At 43.4% G+C, this 16449-nt stretch carries 19 protein-coding genes; 10 read left to right on the top strand and 9 right to left on the bottom strand.

The genetic code is table 11. The annotated features are described in order from the left end of the window. Nucleotides 1-4: 4 nt before the first annotated feature. The 3 genes from ampC to F3J02_RS07550 all read right to left on the bottom strand — a co-directional run bounded on the left by ampC (nucleotide 5) and on the right by F3J02_RS07550 (nucleotide 2942). Entirely contained in the window at nucleotides 5-1192 is a 1188-nt protein-coding gene (gene ampC / locus F3J02_RS07560) for a class C beta-lactamase (RefSeq protein WP_167248435.1), read from the bottom strand. Nucleotides 1193-1217: 25 nt separating this feature from the next. Continuing rightward, nucleotides 1218-2381: a PQQ-dependent sugar dehydrogenase gene (locus F3J02_RS07555; RefSeq protein ID WP_167248434.1), complete on the bottom strand. Its 1164-nt coding sequence runs from the start codon at nucleotides 2379-2381 to the stop codon at nucleotides 1218-1220. A 108-nt stretch (nucleotides 2382-2489) separates the two neighbouring features. Further along, complete coding sequence (locus F3J02_RS07550; protein WP_167248433.1) at nucleotides 2490-2942, bottom strand: YcgN family cysteine cluster protein; 453 nt, start codon at nucleotides 2940-2942, stop codon at nucleotides 2490-2492. 186 nt (nucleotides 2943-3128) lie between these two features. On the opposite strand from F3J02_RS07550, the gene F3J02_RS07545 reads away from it, so the two are divergent. The 7 genes from F3J02_RS07545 to ahr all read left to right on the top strand — a co-directional run bounded on the left by F3J02_RS07545 (nucleotide 3129) and on the right by ahr (nucleotide 8151). Beyond that, a complete protein-coding gene (locus F3J02_RS07545) occupies nucleotides 3129-3287 on the top strand; it encodes a DUF1328 domain-containing protein (protein WP_016162498.1) in 159 nt (52 codons plus the stop codon). A 163-nt stretch (nucleotides 3288-3450) separates the two neighbouring features. Beyond that, nucleotides 3451-4188 carry a dienelactone hydrolase family protein gene (locus F3J02_RS07540; protein WP_167248432.1) on the top strand — a complete coding sequence of 246 codons (738 nt, stop codon included), beginning with the start codon at nucleotides 3451-3453 and terminating at the stop codon, nucleotides 4186-4188. 443 nt (nucleotides 4189-4631) lie between these two features. Continuing rightward, nucleotides 4632-5669 (top strand): A/G-specific adenine glycosylase, encoded by a 1038-nt coding sequence (gene mutY, locus F3J02_RS07535; protein ID WP_167248431.1) that lies wholly within the window; start codon nucleotides 4632-4634, stop codon nucleotides 5667-5669. A gap of 76 nt (nucleotides 5670-5745) precedes the next feature. After that, a complete protein-coding gene (locus tag F3J02_RS07530; protein ID WP_171526071.1) occupies nucleotides 5746-6243 on the top strand; it encodes a M23 family metallopeptidase in 498 nt (165 codons plus the stop codon). A gap of 9 nt (nucleotides 6244-6252) precedes the next feature. After that, the gene (locus tag F3J02_RS07525) at nucleotides 6253-6498 is read left to right on the top strand and encodes a hypothetical protein (RefSeq protein ID WP_016162502.1); all 246 of its coding nucleotides are present in this window, start codon (nucleotides 6253-6255) and stop codon (nucleotides 6496-6498) included. Between the two features lie 36 nt (nucleotides 6499-6534). Continuing rightward, nucleotides 6535-7089 (top strand): DNA-3-methyladenine glycosylase I, encoded by a 555-nt coding sequence (locus tag F3J02_RS07520; RefSeq protein ID WP_167248429.1) that lies wholly within the window; start codon nucleotides 6535-6537, stop codon nucleotides 7087-7089. Between the two features lie 36 nt (nucleotides 7090-7125). Further along, nucleotides 7126-8151 carry an NADPH-dependent aldehyde reductase Ahr gene (gene ahr, locus F3J02_RS07515; RefSeq protein ID WP_167248428.1) on the top strand — a complete coding sequence of 342 codons (1026 nt, stop codon included), beginning with the start codon at nucleotides 7126-7128 and terminating at the stop codon, nucleotides 8149-8151. Here the strand turns inward: ahr and F3J02_RS07510 are convergent. After that, nucleotides 8148-9563, bottom strand: coding sequence for a PLP-dependent aminotransferase family protein (locus F3J02_RS07510; RefSeq protein ID WP_167248427.1), 1416 nt, complete (start codon nucleotides 9561-9563; stop codon nucleotides 8148-8150). The genes ahr and F3J02_RS07510 overlap by 4 nt on opposite strands. A gap of 90 nt (nucleotides 9564-9653) precedes the next feature. On the opposite strand from F3J02_RS07510, the gene F3J02_RS07505 reads away from it, so the two are divergent. Beyond that, on the top strand, nucleotides 9654-10064 hold the full coding sequence (locus F3J02_RS07505) for a hypothetical protein (RefSeq protein ID WP_167248426.1): 411 nt from the start codon (nucleotides 9654-9656) through the stop codon (nucleotides 10062-10064). Here F3J02_RS07505 and F3J02_RS07500 read toward each other — a convergent pair. Continuing rightward, nucleotides 10012-10914: a LysR family transcriptional regulator gene (locus tag F3J02_RS07500; protein ID WP_167248425.1), complete on the bottom strand. Its 903-nt coding sequence runs from the start codon at nucleotides 10912-10914 to the stop codon at nucleotides 10012-10014. The two genes, F3J02_RS07505 and F3J02_RS07500, sit on opposite strands and share 53 nt — an antisense overlap. Nucleotides 10915-11051: 137 nt before the next feature. Between F3J02_RS07500 and dkgB the strand changes: the two genes are divergently transcribed. Both dkgB and F3J02_RS07490 read left to right on the top strand, forming a co-directional pair. Beyond that, nucleotides 11052-11858, top strand: a complete 807-nt coding sequence (gene dkgB / locus F3J02_RS07495) for a 2,5-didehydrogluconate reductase DkgB (protein ID WP_167248424.1) — start codon at nucleotides 11052-11054, stop codon at nucleotides 11856-11858. Between the two features lies 1 nt (nucleotide 11859). Next, nucleotides 11860-13047: an MFS transporter gene (locus F3J02_RS07490; RefSeq protein WP_167248423.1), complete on the top strand. Its 1188-nt coding sequence runs from the start codon at nucleotides 11860-11862 to the stop codon at nucleotides 13045-13047. Between the two features lie 39 nt (nucleotides 13048-13086). Here the strand turns inward: F3J02_RS07490 and F3J02_RS07485 are convergent, their stop codons facing one another. From F3J02_RS07485 to F3J02_RS07470, 4 genes are all read right to left on the bottom strand, one after another. Further along, nucleotides 13087-13737, bottom strand: coding sequence for an START domain-containing protein (locus F3J02_RS07485; protein ID WP_167248422.1), 651 nt, complete (start codon nucleotides 13735-13737; stop codon nucleotides 13087-13089). A 96-nt stretch (nucleotides 13738-13833) separates the two neighbouring features. Next, complete coding sequence (gene dapB / locus F3J02_RS07480; RefSeq protein ID WP_167248421.1) at nucleotides 13834-14655, bottom strand: 4-hydroxy-tetrahydrodipicolinate reductase; 822 nt, start codon at nucleotides 14653-14655, stop codon at nucleotides 13834-13836. Between the two features lie 113 nt (nucleotides 14656-14768). Beyond that, complete coding sequence (gene dnaJ / locus F3J02_RS07475; RefSeq protein WP_004803417.1) at nucleotides 14769-15881, bottom strand: molecular chaperone DnaJ; 1113 nt, start codon at nucleotides 15879-15881, stop codon at nucleotides 14769-14771. Nucleotides 15882-16024: 143 nt separating this feature from the next. Then, complete coding sequence (locus F3J02_RS07470) at nucleotides 16025-16402, bottom strand: hypothetical protein (protein WP_167248781.1); 378 nt, start codon at nucleotides 16400-16402, stop codon at nucleotides 16025-16027. Between the last annotated feature and the right edge of the window lie 47 nt (nucleotides 16403-16449).

Here is a 16449-nt window from a genome sequence, read left to right as displayed (position 1 = left end):
CATTCTATTGCGCGTTGTTGTTCTGAACCAACTGTTGCATCACGCGATAACTGGCTTTGATCCGTTCTTCATTGGGAAAATTGGTATTGGCTAACATGACAATTCCAATTTTTTGTTGTGGGATAAAAGCGGCATAAGCACCAAAACCATTACTTGAGCCTGTTTTATTAAAATAAGTCGCTGCTGAGGCAAGTTTTGGCTGCTTGATTGGTGTAACGGTATGACTTTCTAACGCCATTTTGCTCGAGTTCCCCTGTAAAAGTGTTTCAAGTGCTACTGGATAGGCATACTGTTCCCAGCCCAAACCTTGGGTCATTGCACCCACTTTAAAATAACCCACATGAGTATTTTCAATCGCTTTACGAAGCGGTTGTTTCAACTGCTGAGGATGAATTTGCGCATCAAGGAATTTCAGCATATCCGCACTGCTACTTTTCAGCCCATAAGCTTCTGCATCAAACATACCTGGCGAAACACGTATGGCTTGATCGGCTTTGTACCCCCATGCATATTGCGACATGTGCTGCTCAGGGACTCGAATAAAACTTTGTGTCATTCCTAATTGCGGCAGCAGCGTTTTTTCAATCAGCTCGCTATACGGCTTTTTCATGGCCAAGGCTGTGACATAGCCCATCAAACCAATACTCGGGTTGGAATATTGACGCGCAGCGCCAACTTTGGTCTTTGCTTGCCAAGTCTGAAAATATTTCACCATATCTTGTTGCTGCACCACGCCATCAGGGAATTGCAGCGGAAAACCACCTGCAGTATAAGTTCCGAGATTCAATAAGGTGGCACGATTGACCATAGTATTCTTAAGTTCAGGGAAATATTTGGCAGGATGATCCGACAAAGACAGCTGTCCTTGTGCCTGTGCATAAGCCGCTAAAGTGGCATTAAAGGTTTTACTAACGGAGCCAAGTTCAAATAAAGTACTGTTACTTACCGCTTGTTGGTTTTGCTTAGAGGCAAGCCCATAATTCACAAAATAATGTTTACCATTCAGGGTCACAGCAACGGCCATACCTGGAATCTTATATTGTGCTAATAAAGGCTTAAACTGCTGGTCTACAATCGTTTGAACTTGTTGCTCAGTCAAAGTCCCAGCCCAAAGAACCGAACTACAGGACAACAGTCCTGTAAGTAAAAATAGTTTTTTTAAAGTCATAGAAAAGTAGTTCGGCTGATTCATTGTGTATATCACTTGAAGTTAAAATTTAATTGGCATGGAGTTTAAGTAGTTTGGCACGTGATCCATCTTCGATCACCCAGATTGAACCATCTTGGGCTTGATGTAGGCCACGAATGCGTTGTTTCATCTCAAGTCGTTGAACTTCTTGGACAGGCTTAGCAGCTAAATCTACCACCACAATGGCTTCAGAGGATAAACCACCAATCAACGCTTTGTGTTGCCACAAAGGAAACTGCTGACCTGAATAAATAATCAAGCTAGAAGGTGAGATCACAGGGGTCCAATCGATTTCAGGGGCTTTAAATTCTGGACGGGTATGATGGTCTGGAATAGGCAAACCTGAATAATGGTCGCCATTCGAAACCGTTGGATAGCCATAGTTTTCCCCTTTCACAATCCGGTTTAATTCATCACCGCCTTTAGGACCCATTTCAACCACCCATAGTTGCCCTTGCTGATCGAAGACCATTCCCAGTGGATTACGATGACCCAATGACCAAATCTCCGCAGTTACACCACCTTGCTGATAAAACGGATTGCCTTCCGCAGCAGTTCCATCTGCATTTAAACGCAAAACCTTACCTAAATTACTATTTAAATCCTGAGCGGGTTCAAACTTTTGGCGTTCACCCGAGCTGACCCAAAGTTTGCCATCGGGACCAAACTGCATGCGATGACCATAATGACCTTGCCCTGACACTTTCGGTATTTGTTGCCAGATGGTTTTTAAATCTGTGAGCTTGGGTTGCATAGGATCAGATAAATCCAGTTTTGCATGTGCAATCTCCGCACCATATCCACCCTGGCCTTTGCTGGCATAGCTCAAATATAATTCATGATTCTGCTGAAAATCAGGATGCAAAATGACATCACCTAAACCACCTTGTCCACCATAACTGACGGTTGGGACGCCAGCGACATTGATACTGCTCTTGGTTTGAGGATCAAAGAGTTTTAATTGCCCTTTTCTTTCTGTAATCAGTAGGCGCTGATCAGGCAAACTGACAATCGCCCATGGCTCATCAAATTCAGCGACACTCTCAATCCGATACTTTTGTGCAATGCGCTGGCTTGAAGCCTGCTGTGCTGTATTCTGTTCTGGTGTTTTAGAGTTACTTTCGTTGGTACCGCAAGCGGCCAAAAATAAAATGCCACTGTAGAGCAAAGGTGTCATCAACAGTTTATGCATGGCTTATCTCCCTCTTTTATTCTTCATCTTAGGGAACATCGTCAATAACAATACTGCAAAAATGTTGTTTTTATGATCAGCATAGCTTATTGATTCGCTAGACAACTGTTAACGTATCCAGCGAACAATATAATCTTCAATTTGTTCTTCATCGATATCGTTTTCTGAAATACAACGCCCCGCCGCTGATTTTTTCGCTTTGATCACACTTTGGCGTGAACCCGTATTGAGGTAATGCCACGACGGTAAATTTTTACCTTCACTTAAACGACGATAGGCACAACTTGGTGGCAACCAAGAAATCGTGCTGAGCCGCTCAGGAGTTAGCTGGATACAATCAGGCACTTGCTGCTGACGGTTAGGATAATCGGAACAACGCGCGGTTTTACAATCAAGTAATTTACATGACACTTTGGTGTAAGCGACCTCTGCGGTTTCTTCGTCTTCTAGTTTAACCAAGCAACATAGACCACAACCATCACACAATGCTTCCCACTCCGCATTGCTGAGCTGATCAAGCGGATAGTGTTTCCAAAAGTTGGGGCGCAGTTCGACGGACATACCAATTGTTTCAATTTCAAAGGAGCTTTGTATTATAGCATTCATCCGTGTGTGACTTGGTCTAATCTCTTTTTATTCATTTAACACTTCTTTAAGTATTAAACATTTAAACCACATAAACACCACATTGCGAGCAAAAAACCCGCGTTATAGTGAAAAAATAATGAAAAAATAGGAGGACTTGATATGTTCCGTTGGGCAATTATTTTTGCAGTGATTGCATTAATCGCCAGTTTATTAGGTTTTGGCGGTGTTGCAGGTCTATCTAAAGACTTTGCTGTGATTTTACTTGTTGTTGCCGCGATTTTGGCGATCGTTGGTTTCTTATCTAGAGGCAAAGTCTAGTTCATTATTAACGGTATACAAACATAAAAAAGAAGAGTCCTCGTATTCTTCTTTTTTATTTCTAGCATATTTGTACAACTGCATTTCTATTTTTGTAATGTCACTCATTTTGCTTTTTATGCTTTAATCAATGCAATTTAAAAATACAGATCAGGATTATAGAATGAGTTTGCCTATCAATACTCGTGAAATCGAATATACCGCGCCAGATGGCCAACGTTTGATTGGTTATTTTGCAGCGCCTGCAATTGATATGCCTGTTGCAGGTGTGATCGTTGCCCCTGAATGGTGGGGCCGCAATGCATACACAGAACAACGTGCACGTGAGCTTGCAGAACATGGTTTTGCCGCTTTAGCAATTGATATGTATGGTGATAAGAAAGTTACAACCAATGTGCCACAAGCCTCTGAATGGATGAATCAAACTTTTGAGCATGCTGATACCATTGTTGACCGTGCTCAAGCAGGCTTAAATGCTTTAGCGGCTCAAGCAGAAGTGAATGCCGACAAATTGGCAGCGGTTGGTTTCTGTTATGGCGGTAAAGTGGTGCTAGATTTGGCGCGTTCAGGTGCAGATATCAAAGCCGTTGCGACTTTCCATGCGATATTAAGTCCGAAAGCCCCTGCTGAGAAAGGCAAAGTTAAGGCCGAGATTCTAGTCCTGCATGGTGAACTCGATAGCATGGTGACATTGGATAATGTGGCAAGCTTCCGTCAGGAAATGCACGATGCAGCCGTTGATCACGATGTAATTATTTTTGAAGATGCCAAGCATGGTTTTAGTAACCCGCTTGCGGATGAGCGTGCTAAGGCCAACAATGTTGACTTAGGCTATAACGCTGAAGCAGAACGTCAAAGTCTTGAAGCGATGTATGAGCTGTTAGATAAACATTTAAAGTGATTTGAAAGGTTATCAAAGAACATCCAAGCTAACCTCTAAATCAAATAATTAAATCCATTAAGTTCTTGATCACACATACTGGGGCAAATCCAAAATTTAGACGCTCGTAAGCGTTTACTGGAGCAAAGGTGACATGGATGTCGCCTGTTTGGCTGCCTTGCGCTGCGTGCAAAGCGTTGTTTTGAAATTGCTCAGGATGTGGCGTCAGCCGAATAAAGGGGTTTTGTTACTTTTGCCCCATCAAAAGTAAGGCATCGCCTGCACGTAAATATATAAAATTTCAAAAAAGGATAGTGCAAACTTAACGGAGTCTTGCCAAGTTCTCATCAAATTTCAAACTATGTCTTTGACGACTTACGCCTCGTTTATGTTCCAATAGAATTTTAACGCCTAAAAAACCTATTTCCGCTATACTACGCCTCTGCTTTTTACTGTTCTGATTCATGTCTGATTTCTCATTTTCTGATGCACTACTTACATGGTTCGACCAACACGGTCGTCACGATCTACCATGGCAAGTGGCTGATGATCCCTACAAAGTTTGGGTCTCAGAAATCATGTTGCAACAGACGCAAGTCAAAACTGTACTGCAATATTTCGACCGTTTTATTGAACGGTTCCCGACTGTAGAAACCCTAGGAAGAGCCAGTTGGGATGATGTCGCACCTTATTGGGCAGGTCTCGGCTACTATGCTCGCGCACGTAATCTGCATAAAGCGGCAGGCATTGTCAGTCAGCAAGGGAAATTTCCAGAAACACTAGAACAATGGATTGAGCTGCCAGGCATTGGCCGCTCCACTGCTGGTGCGCTCATGTCACTTGGCTTACGTCAGTATGGCGTGATTATGGATGGTAACGTAAAACGTGTACTGGCACGTTTCCTCGCCATCGAAGATGATCTATCCAAGCCACAACATGAACGAGCACTCTGGCAAATTGCGGAAGATCTCTGCCCAAAAGAGCGCAATCATGATTATACCCAAGCGATCATGGACTTGGGGGCAACCGTTTGTACCCCGAAAAAACCGCTGTGCTTATACTGCCCAATGCAGCAGTATTGCCAAGCCTATCAACAAGGTATGGAACAGGAACTTCCTTTCAAAAAAGCCAAGAAACCTGTTCCAGTCAAAACAGCCAATGTATTACTGATCCAATCTGGAGATGAATGGCTGTGGCAACAACGTGAAGCGCATGGCCTCTGGGGTGGATTATATTGTCTTCCAATCATTGAACAAGCAACCGAATTACAACAGATTGAGCAACACTTCAAACTACAAGCTCAAGTATCATCATTGCAGATTAGCCATAGCTTTACTCACTTCACTTGGTTACTGCATGAAAAACTGTTCCACGTGGAACACGATCAAAAAGAACAGTTGAGTATCGAATTAAATGGCATATGGCTAAGTCCAGAAAATGCGATTGCCAAAGGCATTCCAACAGCCATGAAAAAACTGATTACAGCCAAACAAAAGGCTTAACGCCTAAAATGCTGTAGATCAAACGCAAGGAGTTTATGTGCGTCATTCGATTTCCTATACCGTTGTTGGCGTGTTGATGGTTCTACTTTCAGCATGTACCACTGCCCCAAAAAAACCAGCGCCCTTGCCCAACTCACAGGTCAATAAACTTAAAATGATGCGTTTAGACAGTCGCCTGCCAGTCCCTGTTAAAGGTGTCAGTCGAAACGAATTACGCGATACTTGGGGGGCGGCACGTAGTCAAGGTCGTAGCCATGAAGGCATCGACATCATGGCAGAGCGTGGTACGAAGGTGTATAGTGCGACCGAAGGCTTAGTTGCTGATTTACGTAATAATAATTTAGGCGGAAAGGTGATCTGGATTATTGGACCATCAGGCTCTTGGCACTATTATGCGCATCTGGATGGTCATAAACGCGGCCTCAATGTTGGCGACTATGTGCGTAAGGGTGATCTGATCGGTTATGTGGGAAATACTGGCAATGCTCGTTATACCGCTCCGCATTTACACTACGGAATTTATTTAAATGGCAAAGGGCGTGGTGCAGTTAATCCATACCCATATTTACGTTAGGAATCTACAATGTCAGAAGCATTGATTGAACGTCTGGTTGAATTTGCAGAGTCTGGAAATCAGCAGAAAATCGTCATGGGTGGTACCAGCTATCAAGGTTGGATCATGGAAATTACCGAAGATGCTTTGTTGATTAGTACAGGTTTTGCCGATAAATCAGGTAAAGACTTTTGGCTTAAGTTTACTGATTTAAATAGCGCAGAACTGTATTATTGGGATACTCGCCCAAATGAATGGGTGGCATTCCAACTTTAAACTATACTGTTCAAATAACAACAAGGAGCATCAAATATGTCAACTCAACGCTGTGGCTGGTGCTCCGATGATCCCCTCTATATTGCCTACCATGATCAGGAATGGGGCAAGCCTCAACATGATGAAACTCACCTGTTTGAAATGCTCTGTCTAGAAGGACAGCAAGCAGGACTTTCTTGGATCACGGTACTGAAAAAACGTGAGCACTACCGCTCACATTTCTTTCAACATGCCATTACAGACGTCGCAGCACTCACCGATGATCAACTCGAACTCAAACTCAGTGATGCAGGTTTAATTCGTCATATCGGTAAGCTCAAAGCCATCCGTGACAATGCCATTGCTTGGCTCAAGCTTAAGGATGACGTCGAAGATGTTCCCACTTGGTTATGGAGTTTTGTCGATCATCAAACCGAAAATAATGATGTGGCGAATTACCGCGAAGCACCTGCACAAACTGAACTTAGCCAAAAACTATCCAAAACCTTAAAAAAACGTGGCTTTAAATTTGTGGGGCCAACCACCTGCTACGCTTTTATGCAAGCAGTGGGTATGGTCAATGACCACGAAAATCATTGCCAATTTAAATAACCAATCATCATCGATTTTCCTTGAATGGGAGTTCCAATGAGCAATAATCAAATTCGTGCTTATGCTGCAATGCAAGCGGGCGAGCGAGTGGTGCCGTACCAATTTGATGCGGGAGAATTACAAGCCCATCAAGTTGAAGTCAAAGTTGAATATTGTGGTCTGTGCCACTCCGATCTATCTGTGATTAATAACGAGTGGCAATCATCGGTTTACCCTGCGGTTGCAGGACATGAAATCATTGGTACTATCATTGCACTGGGATCAGAAGCCAAAGGACTACGCGTCGGTCAACGTGTTGGCATTGGCTGGACTGCTGAAACCTGTCAAGCCTGTGATCCTTGTATTGGCGGTAATCAGGTCCTATGTACGGGTGATAAAACAGCAACCATCATTGGCCATGCAGGCGGTTTTGCCGATAAAGTCCGTGCAGGTTGGCAATGGGTCATTCCCCTTCCGGACGATTTAGACCCTGAAAGTGCTGGCCCGCTACTGTGTGGTGGTATCACGGTATTTGATCCCTTACTAAAACACAAAATCCAAGCCACACATCATGTTGGTGTGATTGGTATTGGTGGTTTAGGTCATATCGCGATTAAGTTACTCAAAGCATGGGGTTGTGAAATTACGGCTTTCAGCTCTAACCCAGATAAAACTGAAGAACTCAAAGCCATGGGTGCCGATCATGTGGTCAATAGCCGTGATGCCCAAGCCATCAAAGCACAACGTGGCAAGTTTGATTTATTACTCAGTACGGTCAATGTCACCCTGAACTGGCAAGCCTATTTAAATACGTTGGCGCCAAAAGGTAGCCTACATTTCCTAGGTGTGACTTTAGAACCAATCCCTGTTTCTGTCGGTGCAATCATGGGGGGTGCCAAATCTGTCACTTCATCACCAACGGGCTCACCGTTAGCACTACGCCAACTTTTACAATTTGCTGCACGCAAAAATATCGCACCACAGGTTGAGTTATTTCCAATGTCGCAACTAAATGAGGCGATTGAACGACTGCATTCAGGTCAAGCGCGTTATCGCATCGTACTGAAAGCAGACTTCGACTAATTCATACTCTGTCGTACCCAATCCGCCAACTGTTGAATCGCTTGGCGGATTTCTGCTGTTAAAGCATGACCTGCATTTAAACGCAAAAAGTGCTGATAACGGCGGTCTTCACCGAAGACTTCCCCTGGTACGATATTGATCCCTTTAGCTTGTGCCAAATAATACAATTCCAAACCCGTAATACTATTTGGCAGTTGCATCCATAAAGCATAGCCACCTTGTGACTGGCTTAATCCAATCGGAACCCCCTGAAACACGTCAAGAATATAAGCCCGATACTGTTCAACTTGCTGCATCAGTTTAGGTCTTAACTGATCCAAATGTTCTCGATAACCACGACTGTAAATAAAATCGGCTAAACCAAGTTGCAAAGGCGTATTCACCCCTACATTGTTGGCCAATAATTGGGGTCTTAGATATTGCAGCTGTTGACCTAAGCAAAACCACCCGACACGATAGGCGGTTGATAATGACTTGGATACCGAGCCACACCAGATCACATAACCTTCCTGATCCCAATAACGAATGGGTAAAGGTCGTTCCTTTTGAAAGCTACATTCACCATAAATATCATCTTCCAAAATAAAACATTGATATTTTTGCGCCAGTTGAGCAATGTGCTGTTTCTGTTCATTGCTAAGGCAATAGCCCAAAGGGTTCTGAAAATTGGCGGTGAGCAAACACAATTTGGCATCACCCTGTTGCATAAAAAATTCTAAGCGCTCTAAATCAATGCCACGATGATCCGCTGGAATCTCAATAATTTTACGTTTCAGGCTAGCCAGCATTTGCAACTGACCATTAAAAGTGGGCGTCGGTACTAGAATACTATCCCCCTCTTTGCTGATCTGTTGAATCAGTAGCGATAAGGCAGGCATACAGCCGTTGGTAATAAAAATATCATCAGTCGCGACATAGATACCATCTTCACGCCAATGGTCAGATAAGGCTTTACGAAGCTGCTGATGCCCCTGTTTATTACAATATAAAAAATCTTCTGGCTGGCAATGTTTCAAAGCACGTTGTAAAGAGCGACGCAACCCATCGACAGGAATCAAATGCGGAGACAGTTGGATCGCACCCAACGGGGTTAAATGATGCTGAATTGAGGCCGTCTGAATCTGGTTTTGCAGATCTAAATTTGAAACCTGACGGGCTTTGGACTCAAAGTTGGGACTGTCTGGTACAGCACTTTGATATTGTCTTGAATTAACAAAATAGCCCGATTTAGCTTTTACATAGATCAACCCTTTTGCTTCCAGCAGTTCATAACATTGTTGTGCCGTACTCAAACTAATACTTTGCTGACGTGCAAATTCCCTTAAAGAACTCAACTTTTGTTGGGGCTGTAACTCATGCTGATAAATCTTGTGAGCCAATTGTTCTGCCAAGCGCTGATAGTGGAAAGTCATATCTGTACTGCTTTTTTATAAATTTCTGTATCTGTATTGGTTTATACAACACCTTTAAGCTATAAAAATCAACAGCCAAAGGATAAGACCATGAAAAATAATATCTTATTTATATTAAGCACTGTTTTATTTACAGGCTGCAATCTGACTGACCAAGCCACCTACCAGCAACAACAAGTGTGTAAATCGCTTTCTCAGGGCTACCTGCAAATTCAGAACCAACCAACCTATGAATTATGGAAAATGGAGAAAAGCGACGCGCCAGAGCAGACTCGTATCATCAAAATGACCTATAAGAAACCCAATGAAAATGGTCTGACGCTCTCAAGCAACTTTCTGCCAACAGTCGAACTTGAATGCAAGTTACAACAGCAACATATTATTGTTTCAGTGATACAAAAAACAGGGCCGTCAATCCCAGTGCTGAATGTACAACTTCAAAATGATGCTATTGGCAAACCGAGAAGCCCTGACTTAGTTGCTCAGTCAAAAACTCAATAAATAAGCGGACACGTTTCGGCAAGTGCTCTTGTTGATAATAAACAGCATGGATGCTTTGATAGGAGTGCTCGATCTGATCTTCAAATAGTGCCTCAAGACGCCCTTCTCGAATGTCCTGCCAAATTTCAAACTCGGATAGCCGAGCAATACCCTGCCCACGCAAACACAGTTGTCGGACGGTTTCACCACTTGACGCTCTCACTTTAGGTTGTGTTTGAAAATACTCACCCTCAATTTTAATCGGCCAAGTGTTGATATAGGTTGGACGGGTAAAACCAATCACATCATGTTCAGTCAATGCTTGAGGCTGTAAAGGCTTGCCCTTGCGTTTTAGATATTCAGGACTGGCAACAATATAGATACGACTTTTACACACCAATTTAGCATGCAAGCTGGAATCGTTTAATTCACCAAAACGAAACGCCACATCAGTCTTATGTTCCAGTAGATCAATCACCAAATCATTACTATTTAGCTCAATTTCAATATTGGGATAGCACTGCCGAAATTTATGGACCAATGGGGTGATCACATGCAAGATAAAAGGCGTAGCTGAGTCAATCCGAATCACCCCCGAAGTATCCTGATCTGATTTCTGTAATGCTTCCTCAGCCGCATTCAAATCACTCAGGATTTTACGGGCATGTTGCAGAAACTGCTGACCTTCTTGAGTGAGCTTTAATTTTCGCGTGGTCCGTTCCAATAGGGTCACTTCGAGCTTGGATTCTAAACGGCTGAGCGAGCGACTGAGCCCAGATGCAGTCTGTCCTAGTCGTTCAGCAGCGGCAATAAATGAACCGGTATCGACAATGGTCATAAAAGCAAGCAGTTCTTCTACCGTAGATTTCATTGCCACCCTCTCAATTATTGATATTTAGTCAACTGTATTTTGCAAATTCATCTATTTTTTAGCAACAATAATCATCGCAAAATAACAGCCATTAATTAATAGCTCTGCTGAGCATGAAAAAAGATTAGGTGAAAAATATGCGTATCCCTCAATTCGGTTTAGGTACTTTCCGTCTTAAAGATCAAGCGGTCATCGATTCAGTTAAAACTGCCCTAGAAGTGGGTTACCGTGCCATTGATACCGCACAGGTATATGAAAATGAAGCAGCTGTCGGTCAAGCCATTGCTGAAAGTGGTGTTGCTCGCCAAGATCTGTTCCTCACCACAAAAATCTGGGTCGACAACTTTGCTGAAGAGAAATTTATTCCAAGCTTAAAAGACAGTCTGCAAAAACTAGGTACCGATGCCGTTGATCTCACTTTGATCCACTGGCCAGCTCCAGCACTTGGTGTCTCCATCCCAAGCGTGATGCAATTGTTATTAGAGGCGAAACAACAGGGTTTGACTAAACAAATCGGGATTTCAAACTTTAATATCGCCTTGACTCAACAAGCGATTGATAGCATTGGTGTAGAACACATTGCCACCAACCAGATTGAACTCAGTCCTTATTTGCAGAACCACACCTTGGTCAATTTTTTACGTGAACAAAACATTGACGTGACGTCATACATGACACTAGCGTATGGCAAAGTACTGCAGGATCCAACCTTAGTTGAGATCGCTGCACAGCATCAAGCAACGACTGCACAAGTTGCTTTGGCTTGGGCCTTACAAAATGGTTTTGCTGTGATTCCATCATCAACCAAACGTGAAAACCTGATCAGCAACTTAAAAGCGCAAGACTTAACTTTAAGTGCAGAGGAAATGCAGCTGATCGCTCAACTTGAACGTAATGGTCGAGAAGTGAGTCCTGAACCATTTGCGCCTGAATGGGACAAATAACATGAGCAGCCGCATCAACCTTCCTTTGCTGGCACTGGCTATTGGTGCCTTTGCAATTGGCACAACAGAATTCTCTCCAATGGGGCTGTTGCCCAATATTGCCAATGATCTTGGGGTGTCGATCCCTAGTGCGGGCATGCTGATTACAGGTTATGCACTGGGTGTGATGCTCGGTGCACCGATCATGACCTTATGGTTTGGTGGCTTTGCCCGTCGTAATGCCCTGATTTTACTGATGGCAATCTTCACCATTGGTAACCTGATCGCAGCCTTTGCACCCAATTACATGAGCTTAATGGGCGCTCGGTTAATTACCAGCTTAAACCACGGTGCTTTTTTCGGAATTGGTTCTGTGGTGGCAGCCAGTGTTGTTCCAGCAAATAAACAGGCCAGTGCGGTGGCAACCATGTTTATGGGCTTAACCATTGCCAATATTGGTGGTGTACCACTCGCAACATGGGTGGGACAAAACATTGGTTGGAGAATGTCTTTCCTCGCGATTTCAGCCCTTGGTGTCATCACCATGCTGTCACTTTGGAAGGCCCTCCCAGTCGGATCTGTTGGACAAAAGCCTAATGTAAAAATGGAGCTAAGTGTTCTTACCCGCCTACCCGTGGTATTGGCATTGCTCACAACCGTGTTTGGTGCCTCAGCGATGTTTACCTTGTATACCTATATCGCACCTAGTCTGGTTGAGTTCACTCATGCCTCTCCAACCTTTATCACCATGATGTTGGTCTTGATCGGAATTGGTTTTTCAATCGGGAACCATTTCGGTGGAAAGTTTGCAGACTTATCTATTGATAAAACCTTAATTGGTTTCTTGGTGTTACTGATCGCGTTGATGGTCATCTTCCCAATCCTTGCTCAAAGCCAATTGGGTGCAGCAATCGGTTTGGTGATCTGGGGTGCAGCAGCCTTTGCGATTGTTCCACCATTACAAATGCGAGTGATGTCGGTTGCACATGAAGCCTCAGGCCTTGCTTCTTCAGTGAATATTGGCGCATTTAACTTAGGCAATGCCATTGGAGCTGCAGCAGGCGGTGCCGTGTTAAGCCTCGGCTTAAACTATGCGGCAGTCTCCATGATTGGTGCAGTACTGGCAGGTATTGGTTTAATCTTGGTTTTCATTCAAATGAAATTAGCAAGCAAAACAGAGCCACCATTACAACAATGCCCTCAAGCTTAAGCTCAAATAAAAAAGCCTGATTTAAATCAGGCTTTTTTATTATTTCAATAAATCTGGTAACTTCGGTTGTGCATATAAGGGATTATTCACTTCTTTTTTCATTTTCATCAGCATTTGATAAGGTTGCTGCTGCACAAACATATTCACAAAGCTCAATGGAATTGCTCCTGCTGGATCGGCATACCCACTGGTCGTGACTTTCACCTTATTATTGGCTAATTTCTGAAAAGTCCAATCACCTGCGTATTTGGTTAAACGCACGACATCTGGCTGCTCAGGGTAATTATTTTGAATAGCATTATTTTTAATACTGATGCTGCCATCTGCATTTTTAGTCATTTTCCCTTTAATCACCACATCACGGTCTTTTAACGGAAATGGAAAATCCAAAACCATATACAGGGTGAATTCACCTTTCTTATCATCACGTGACAGCATTTGTGCCTTGCCCACATACGGCACCCATTGCGGTGTACGTTCCACATCAAGTACCACCGCCACAGCGCGCTCTAAGGGCACATCAAATGTGGTTTCAGCTTTATATTGGATAATCGGATTGTTTTCTGTTTGGTAAGTCCAAACCTTAATATTGTTCCGATGCAAACTGAGTTTGGCTGTATCTGATGCTGCAGTCACCGCAAAGCTGCTGAGACTGAGCAATGTGGCAAGAACGATATGCTTTTTATTCATGTCATGCTCAATTGTTGTAATGATGGCGAGAGCTTGTTTCACTTCTATCAGGAAGAAAGCTCGACAAGCTCTTTTATAGTACAAAAAAGGAACGTTTTATACTTCAATCTCGTTAAAGCCTAAAACATCTTTCATATCGTATTTACGCGCATCACGACCAACCACCCATGCTGCTGCACGGACTGCACCTGAAGCAAAGTTCATACGATTCGTGGCTTTGTGTGTCACTTCAACACGCTCACCTTCACCAATAAACATTACCGTATGTTCACCGACGATATCGCCACCACGAATGGTTTCAAAACCAATGGTCTGACGATCACGAGGACCGGTATAACCTTCACGGCCATAGACCGCAACTTCTTTCAAGTTACGACCTAAGGTATCGGCAATCGCCTCACCCATCATAAATGCCGTACCAGAAGGTGCATCGACTTTATGGCGGTGGTGCGCTTCAATGATTTCGATATCCACCGTATCGCCAAACACTTTCGCTGCAAGTTCTAATAATTTGATCGAAACGTTCACCCCAACTGAATAATTGGCAGCATATACCACAGGTGTCTGTGTTGCAGTTTCATCCAAAAATGCCTTTTGCTCATCTGACATTCCAGTAGTCCCGATCACCATTGCCACACCCGCTTCACGGCATAACTTTAAGTGCTGTTCAGTTGCAACAGGTGCAGTAAAATCAATCACCACATCACAGTCTTTCAATACTTCACTCAAACTTCCCACGATCTTGACACCGATATTGCCAATGCCTGCAAGCTCCCCTGCATCTGCACCCACCAAACTGCTTTCAGGACGCTCAACAGCCGCTGCCAGTTGATAGCCGGCTTGTTGTACCGCTTGAATCAGAATACGCCCCATGCGTCCGCCTGCACCCAAGATTCCAATGCGTGGAGAAGATGACATAATTTTTCCTAGTCTTTTATTTAAACAATTCAGCTACTATAGCAAAACTCTGTGGCTGCGCTAAAAATTTCCAATAAAAAACCTGCCGAAGCAGGTTTTTTTATCAATACCGATTAATCAAATAAGCGGTCAAAGAATGATTTTTTCTTTGGAGAGGCAGCATGGCCATCACCATCAAACGAGGCTTGTAATTCTTTCAATAATTCACGCTGGCGACTATTTAAATTCACAGGTGTTTCAACCACAATACGGCAGAGTAAATCGCCCACCATGCTGCTACGTACAGGGCGAACTCCCTTAGCACGCAAGCGGAATAATTTACCTGTTTGTGTACCTTCTGGAATTTTTAAGCTAACACGACCATCAAGGGTCGGGATTTCAATTTCTTTACCTAGAGCAGCATCAGCAATGCTGACAGGTACATCCATATAAAGATCTGCGCCATCACGTTGGAAAATTTCGTGTTCACGAACCACGACTTCAACATATAAATCGCCTGCTTGGCCATCACGGATGGCTTCGCCTTTACCTGTTAAACGTACGCGATCTCCATTGTCCACACCCGCTGGAATGGTAACTTCAAGCGTTTGCTGACGATCTGCAACACCTGAACCATGACAGCTATTACATGGATTCTTGATGATTTTACCTTGACCACGGCAAGTACTACAGGTTTGCTGAACAGAGAAGAAACCTTGTTGCATACGCACTTGACCTGCACCATGACAGGTACGACAAGTTTCTACATCGTTTGGATTTTTTGATCCTTTTCCATCACATGTTTCGCATGGTGCTGGGGCAGTAAAAGTAATGGTTTTTTTCACGCCTTTTACAGCTTCTTCAAGGGTGAGTTCCATGACATAACGAAGGTCTGAACCACGGCGTTGACGTTGTTGACGACCACCGCCACCAAACGCTCCACCAAAGATATCGCCAAACTGACTGAAAATATCTTCTGCACTAAAGCCACCAAAACCGCCACCTGCACCACCGAAGCCACCTTCAAAAGCACTATGCCCAGCACGATCATACATGCTGCGCTTCTCTTCATCAGAAAGGACTTCATATGCTTCCGCAGCTTCTTTGAACTTTTCTTCTGCTTCAGCATTGTCAGGGTTACGGTCTGGATGATACTTCATCGCCAACTTACGATAGGCTTTTTTGATCTCATCATCACTTGCGGTTTTCGAAACGCCTAAAACCTCATAATAATCACGTTTAGCCATGGTTGGCGGTGCTCCTCACGGAATTTACTTAAATCTAAAAAACAAATAGGCTCTGTCGACTTCGGAAATAAAAAGTCAACAGAGCCTTAATAGGGGCTGTACAATAAATTTACAAGGTCTATTGCAATAAAAAAGCAATAAATTTAGAAAACGGCTTTATTCTTAAAGTACTTTGCAATACCTTTCAGCCAAGCATTCAATAAAAATAACCATGCAATTGAACTAAATACCACACCAGCAACCATCATTGCAGTCACCCAAAGTGCGTCGTTCCAAGCAAAAAAGAACAGTGGAATAAACCAGAGCACGGCAAAAATGGCCATCAGTAAAAACAACATCACATTACGCATAATCCAAAGTGCATGCGCATGTATCCATACCTCTGCATTATCCACAATCGCAACTTTTCGTGCTAATAGGTACGCAAATACAGCAAACACTATCGTAAATAATGCAAGAAACATGAACACATAAGAAATCGCCACGTAGCGGCGATGCTGCTCAATACCGTCTTGCCCCATGCTCTCTATCACCTCATTCACAGCATTATGCAAAATTTGCCATGCTA

This window comes from Acinetobacter sp. Tr-809, from assembly GCF_011753255.1.
Taxonomy (GTDB): Bacteria; Pseudomonadota; Gammaproteobacteria; order Pseudomonadales; family Moraxellaceae; genus Acinetobacter.
This window is presented reverse-complemented; position numbering and strand designations above follow the sequence as displayed.